The sequence below is a fragment of the Aliivibrio kagoshimensis genome (assembly GCF_050337105.1).
Classification (GTDB): Bacteria; Pseudomonadota; Gammaproteobacteria; order Enterobacterales; family Vibrionaceae; genus Aliivibrio_A; species Aliivibrio_A kagoshimensis.
This window is the reverse complement of record NZ_JAKJSQ010000131.1, coordinates 1-4,171: the sequence shown is the minus strand read 5'-3', so window position 1 is coordinate 4,171 and position 4,171 is coordinate 1. Positions and strand designations below refer to the sequence as shown.

Genomic DNA, 4,171 nt, shown 5'->3' with positions numbered 1-4,171 from the left:
GAACGTAATATCGTTGTGACTTTATTGTTAAATTAACTTCTTATCTTTCTCTTTAATATGAAAATTATTGTTTTATTATGAAATCTCTTACTTCAATTATAATAATCGCCGTTATCGGCGCAGTCGCTATGCAGTTTGTTCCAGTTGATTCTTCAATTGCATTTGTATTAGGCGCACTCATTGCAGGCTTTACTGTAAATAATGTGAAACGTACTAACTCAACCTCTTTTTCTTCGGTTGATGCAAAGAAATCGAGCAAAACTATCTATGTAGGTAATTTACCATATCGTGCTAATGAAGCAGATGTGCGTAAACTATTCTCTGAATATGGTGAAGTTTTTGCTGTTCGTTTAATGAAGGACAAACGCACAGGTAAAAGACGTGGATTTGGTTTCGTTGTTATGGCTTCTGCTGATACCGACAATGCAATTGAGAAGCTGAACAACCATGACTTTGATCAGCGTACTTTAAAAGTTCGTATTGCAAACGATCCTAAAACGACTGAAGAGCACGAAGCTTAACCGCACTCAGTCCTAACTGCTTCAAACTATTATCCAGTGCTGCAGCCTCAACGGGTGTAGCACTGCAATAGACTACATTCTCTTCCATCGATTCTTCCACACTACTTCCCAGCAACTCAACCACTCTTCTAGCGATTGCCTCACCAGAATCAATAATTGTTATATTGTCTATGATCGTTTTAATTTCATCTTTCAAAAATGGAAAGTGAGTGCAACCCAATACAATACAGTCAATCACACCAATCCAAGGTTGGATGATACTTTTCAGCTCTAGTAAATCAACCTCTTTTCCAATCAGTTTCTCTTCCGCTATTTCCACTAATCGTGTCGAACCTATCAGTAATACTTCACTGTCTGAAGCGAACTGCTCAATCAGATCATGCGTATAAGCTCTGGTAATGGTTGCGGGGGTGGCTAATAAACCGATTGTTTTACTTTTTGAAGCTAACGCCGCTGGTTTTATGGCAGGAACCACTCCAACAACAGGTATATTTAGCAACGAGCGTAGAGTAGGGAGCACAATAGTACTCGCGGTGTTACAAGCAATCACCACGAGATCTATGTCATGTAATTCCACATACTCAAGCACGATTTTACACGTACGTTCAATAAGTACAGCAGGAACTAATTCACCATAAGGGAAAGCTGCATTATCAAATGCATAGATATATTGCGCTTGAGGGATTTTTTTATGGATCTCTTGATAAACAGAGAGGCCTCCGATACCAGAATCAAATATGAGTACTCGCTTAGACACGTGACCACCTTAATAATAAATCCCGGTTATCATACTGACTTAAGCTTGTTTATGGAATGTCCAGACGGTATCTTTGATAGCAGAAGCCATCCAACGTCTCTTTATAGGTATACGTAAGTTCCAATTTCTCAGTAAAGAACGGAGCATCAACCACCAGCGTATGAAACTCTCCATTTTCACCACAAGGATCGACACCAACAGGCAGTCGTTCAATTAAGTTCTTAGTATACCAATGGCCAGCAAAATCATCGCCTAGATACTGCTTATGGGTTGTCGCTATGAATGTTTGAATACCTGAATTGATTATCTCATCCGCTAGTATCGCACTATCAATGCCAATCAGTGGAAATACACACTTCATACCTGCAGGTTCAATATAACTTTTCCGGTAATCGGCAATGCCGTTATGAAACATATCGCCAAATGCCACTGCCTCAATATTTAAGTTTGATTGATTTAAGCCATCAATAACGGTGCGTTGATATACCTCATTCGACGGAAACACTTCCGGAAGCTCTATTGTCACTAAGGGCAAGCCTATTAATTCAGCTTGTTTATATAAAACGGCTAGCGGGGTGCCTTGATACGGAACATCACTTCCAACATAAGTGGTGTACAAACCCATCACATTAAAGCTTGTATCATCTAACAACTTCATCAATGTTAATGCTGAATCTTTACCAGATGACCAACTGATGATCACATTGATTGGTTTCATATATTACCTTTCCAAAAAAGGCCACTATCGAGTGGCCTTAATTTCATTAGAACAAATATGAAAGTCCCAAGTAATAATTTCGCTCTGGGGTAATATAATCCTTCGCCGTTTCATAATGTTCGTCTAACAGATTGGCTATTTTTGCTTTAACGGTAACGGATTCAGTCACGTAATGGTTAATGGCAAAGTCCACTAAAGAGTATGCGTCTAAAACGTCTGACTCATTATTATCATCATAGCGCTTTCCTTGATATAAATAACTTACATCAAACTGCCATGCTTCATATAGATAGGAAGTATTCCACTTCGCACTGTGCTTAGCGCGACGTTGTAATTCAAAGCCAGTGTCTTTATCTTTAGTATCCAAATAATCGTAAGATACATCATGGATAAAGTCGCCTGTTGTAAAACCAACAGCAGTTTCAATCCCCTTGATTTCCGCCTTACCTAGATTGACATTGGTAGTGCCATTTGAGGAAATTAAGTTAGTTATATTATTTTTAAACGCAGCAACACGCCAATCAAAATCTAGATGGTTACCAGATAGTGCAACTTCAACGTTTTCAGACTCTTCTGGTTTCAACTCAGAATTCCCAGAATAACAACCCCAACCACCACACTCTAATGGCCAGTACAGTTCATTAAATGTTGGTGCTTTAAAGGCCGTTCCTATTGAACTGCTCAATCTAATGTCATCAATAAACTCCCAGCTTCCACCAAGCTGCCAAGAAGTGAAAGAGCCATACTGCTCATTATCATCAACTCTAACATTAGATTCAAAATTAATAGTATTCTTATGATATATCGCTAATAAGTAACCAGCTGTATTGCTTCTTGATTTTACCGTATATTCAGTAGAAGTGTTATTAACAGATTCATTATACCAACCAACGCCTGCACCTACTTTTAAAGACTCATTTAATTGGTATAGATTATTCCAGTTGGCTAAATCACGCTTGGTTGAAATGGTACTTGCGCTCGTGCCTTGGCCATATGATTCTGACTTATCCTCGTTTGTACCAAGAGAGAGTGATGATTCGATGTTTCCTTTATTGTACTTTGCTGTTCCAGAAATGTTATATAAATCATTGTTACTCTGATCAACACCACCCCATGGGTTATCGTATTGACTATAATTGTTTTGATGGATCGCATTTACGCTTAATGATACAGAGTCTGTAACTTTTGATCCTCCACTTAGCATCACTGTATTATTTTTATAGCCATCATCATCTGCATCAATTGGGTTCGAATTATTAGCAGAAATATTATAGCCATCACTCTGTTCATAATTGGTAGAGATATTAATCCAGCTTTTTTCGCCTACAGATGTTGATATACCAACCCCTGCTTGTTGATAGTTATTACTTCCAAGTGACAAATCGACTATTGTCTCTGGTTCTGCATCACTTCCTGGGGAAGTTATTATATTAATCACACCACCGATCGCATCTGATCCGTACACCGCGGCTCGAGGACCACGAATCAACTCAACTCGATTTATCCCTGCTAGAGGTATAGCTGAGAAATTTGCATAACCTGTAGTTGCACTTCCAAACCTAACACCATCGATTAAAACAAGTGTATGTTTTGAGCTTGTGCCTCGAATATAAATACTCGATACTTGACCTGCTCCGCCTGAATTTGAAACCTGTACACCAGGCAGACGTCGAAGAACCTCGGTTAAAGATTTAGCTTGAATTGCATCAATTTCCTCTTTGGTCACAACAGCTGCAGGAGAAATCAAGTTTTTGGTTGACTGCTCTACTCGGTTAGCGGTCACAACCATCGTATCAGTAGACTCTTCAGCCGAGAGGGAAGAGCTATAGGTGTAAGTGAGCGACGATGCTATCAGCGTCGCTAAAATTGCTTTTTTCATTTTCCGTATCCTAAATCGCGTAAATTCCTTTCCTGACTATTTGATATAAACAGTCAGGTGCTGGCAGGTATTCGGACTTAAGAGCTTGGCGAAAATGCCACCTACAGTAACGACTTCCCATCATTTTTATGACAGTGTCTGGGTTTCCCCACGTACTTTCGTTCTCTTTTACCGCTGCGCGTCAGTTTTGGAGTTACACCAAATTCCCTGAAGCCGTATAGACGGCCAACCAGCTTAGGGCAGATAGTAGTGAGGTTGATGAAGTTTGTCTATAGTTGATTAACAAATATAACAAT

General features: G+C 39.3%; 4 protein-coding genes and 1 riboswitch. Of the genes, 1 reads left to right on the top strand and 3 read right to left on the bottom strand.

What is annotated here, in order from left to right; all coding sequences use genetic code 11:
* Positions 1-77 precede the first annotated feature (77 nt).
* The gene (locus tag L4C32_RS20335) at positions 78-521 is read left to right on the top strand and encodes an RNA recognition motif domain-containing protein (RefSeq protein ID WP_428198714.1); all 444 of its coding nucleotides are present in this window, start codon (positions 78-80) and stop codon (positions 519-521) included.
* On the opposite strand, the gene murI is transcribed toward L4C32_RS20335, so the two are convergent.
* The 3 genes from murI to L4C32_RS20320 are packed head-to-tail and all read right to left on the bottom strand — an operon-like array spanning position 493 to position 3,875.
* A complete protein-coding gene (murI, locus tag L4C32_RS20330) occupies positions 493-1,278 on the bottom strand; it encodes a glutamate racemase (protein WP_428198713.1) in 786 nt (261 codons plus the stop codon). The two genes, L4C32_RS20335 and murI, sit on opposite strands and share 29 nt — an antisense overlap.
* Positions 1,279-1,327: 49 nt before the next feature.
* On the bottom strand, positions 1,328-1,996 hold the full coding sequence (locus L4C32_RS20325; protein ID WP_428198712.1) for a Dph6-related ATP pyrophosphatase: 669 nt from the start codon (positions 1,994-1,996) through the stop codon (positions 1,328-1,330).
* 46 nt (positions 1,997-2,042) lie between these two features.
* The gene (locus tag L4C32_RS20320) at positions 2,043-3,875 is read right to left on the bottom strand and encodes a TonB-dependent receptor domain-containing protein (protein WP_428198711.1); all 1,833 of its coding nucleotides are present in this window, start codon (positions 3,873-3,875) and stop codon (positions 2,043-2,045) included.
* Positions 3,876-3,920: 45 nt separating this feature from the next.
* Positions 3,921-4,124, bottom strand: a riboswitch (cobalamin riboswitch).
* Positions 4,125-4,171 lie beyond the last annotated feature (47 nt).